This is a genomic window from Vibrio fujianensis (assembly GCF_002749895.1).
GTDB lineage: Bacteria > Pseudomonadota > Gammaproteobacteria > Enterobacterales > Vibrionaceae > Vibrio > Vibrio fujianensis.
On sequence record NZ_NBUS01000037.1, the window covers coordinates 146,986 to 149,114 of the forward strand.

2 protein-coding genes are annotated in these 2,129 nt (G+C 48.7%); both read left to right on the forward strand.

From position 1 onward, the window contains the following. The first annotated feature begins 65 nt into the window (after positions 1–65). Entirely contained in the window at positions 66–1,871 is a 1,806-nt protein-coding gene (gene frdA / locus B7C60_RS03865) for a fumarate reductase (quinol) flavoprotein subunit (RefSeq protein WP_099610515.1), read from the forward strand. After that, positions 1,871–2,129 (forward strand): 2Fe-2S iron-sulfur cluster-binding protein (locus B7C60_RS17760; RefSeq protein WP_245868497.1); only part of this gene is annotated, 259 nt, incomplete at its 3' end. The genes frdA and B7C60_RS17760, both read left to right, overlap by 1 nt.

Sequence of the window (2,129 nt, forward strand, 5' to 3'; positions counted from 1 at the left end):
CGCTGCAAATCATAATCAGGGACAACAACTGATCCCCATAATAATCACTACACTGGAGGATAACTGTGCAAACGATTACCACAGATATCGCAGTCATCGGCGCTGGTGGCGCTGGTCTTCGTACTGCTATTGCAGCGGCTGAAGCAAACCCAAACTTGGAAGTCGCGCTTATTTCCAAAGTTTATCCAATGCGTTCTCATACGGTCGCTGCCGAAGGTGGCTCCGCAGCAGTTATCAAGGAAGAAGACAGCTTAGATAATCACTTCAACGATACCGTTGGTGGTGGTGACTGGTTGTGTGAACAGGATGTCGTAGAATATTTCGTTGCGAATTCAACACGCGAAATGATCCAAATGGAGCAATGGGGTTGCCCTTGGAGTCGTAAAGACAACGGGGAAGTCAACGTACGCCGTTTTGGTGGCATGAAAGTCGAACGGACTTGGTTTGCTGCCGATAAAACGGGTTTCCATATGCTACATACCCTATTCCAAACTTCAATGAAGTACCCACAAATCAACCGCTTTGACGAATATTTTGTGGTTGATTTGTTGGTCGTCGAGGGTGAAGTCCAAGGCCTGATCGCTATTCACATGGCGGAAGGCGAGTTGGTTACGATTAAGGCCAAATCGGTTGTCCTCGCCACCGGAGGTGCGGGTCGTGTTTATCACTGTAACACCAACGGCGGTATCGTTACGGGTGACGGTATGGCAATGGCCTATCGCCATGGTGTACCACTACGTGATATGGAATTTGTTCAGTATCATCCAACGGGTCTACCCGGTACTGGCATCTTGATGACCGAAGGTTGTCGTGGAGAAGGTGGGATTATCGTTAATAAAAACGGTTACCGTTACCTGCAAGATTATGGCATGGGGCCGGAAACACCGGTTGGACAGCCTAAAAATAAATACATGGAGCTGGGTCCTCGTGACAAAGTGTCTCAAGCTTTCTGGCACGAACAACAGAAAGGCAACACCATTAAACACCCATTAGGTGATGTGGTACACCTTGACCTGCGTCATCTTGGCGAAGAATACCTGCAAGAGCGTTTACCGTTTATCTGTGAGCTAGCAAAAGCTTATGTGAACGTTGACCCTGCCAAAGAGCCGATCCCAATTCGCCCAACCGTGCACTACACCATGGGCGGAATCGAAACCAATGGTCAATGTGAAACTCGCATCCAAGGCCTCTTTGCGGTCGGTGAATGTGCGTCAGTGGGCTTGCACGGTGCTAACCGTTTAGGCTCCAATTCATTGGCTGAATTTGTCGTTTTTGGTCGTGTCGCCGGTGAGCACGCAGTACAACGTGCTGAAGCGTTCAAAGGCTGGAATGACCAAGCCATCGCAGAACAAGTCAAAGCGGTAGAAGCTCGCCTTCAGGCTCTGATGAACCAAGAAGGTGACGAAAATTGGGCCACCATCCGCACTGAAATGGGTCACACCATGGAAGCGGGTTGTGGGATCTACCGTCAACAAGACTTAATGGAAACCACCATTGCTAAACTGACTGAGTTAAAAGAACGCTATAAGCGCATCAGCATTAAAGATAAAGGCAAAGTCTTCAATACTGACCTACTCTATGCGATCGAAGTCGGCTATGGCCTAGAAGTGGCGGAAGCTATGGCTCATTCAGCATTATTACGTAAAGAGTCTCGTGGGGCTCACCAGCGTCTTGATGAAGGGTGTACTGAGCGTGATGATGTAAACTTCCTGAAACACTCATTGGCATTCTATCAAGAAGATCAAGCACCAAGGATCGATTACAGCCCAGTTACGATTACTAAATCTCAGCCTAAAGCCCGCTTGTACGGCGAAGCAGCAGAGCAAGCTGCCGCAGCAGAGGCGAAGCAAAGCGCAGAGGAGCAAAAATAATGTCAGCGAATCGAATTCAGAAAGTAGAAATTCTACGCTACGACCCAGCAAAAGATGCCGAGCCGCATCTTCAAATGTTTGAAGTGCCCTTTGATGACACCATGTCGGTACTCGATGCTCTGGGCTACGTGAAGGATCATTTGGATAAAGATCTTTCTTACCGTTGGTCATGCCGAATGGCGATCTGTGGCTCGTGCGGTATGATGGTAAACGGTGTGCCAAAACTGGCGTGTAAGAGCTTCTTGCGCGACTATCCAG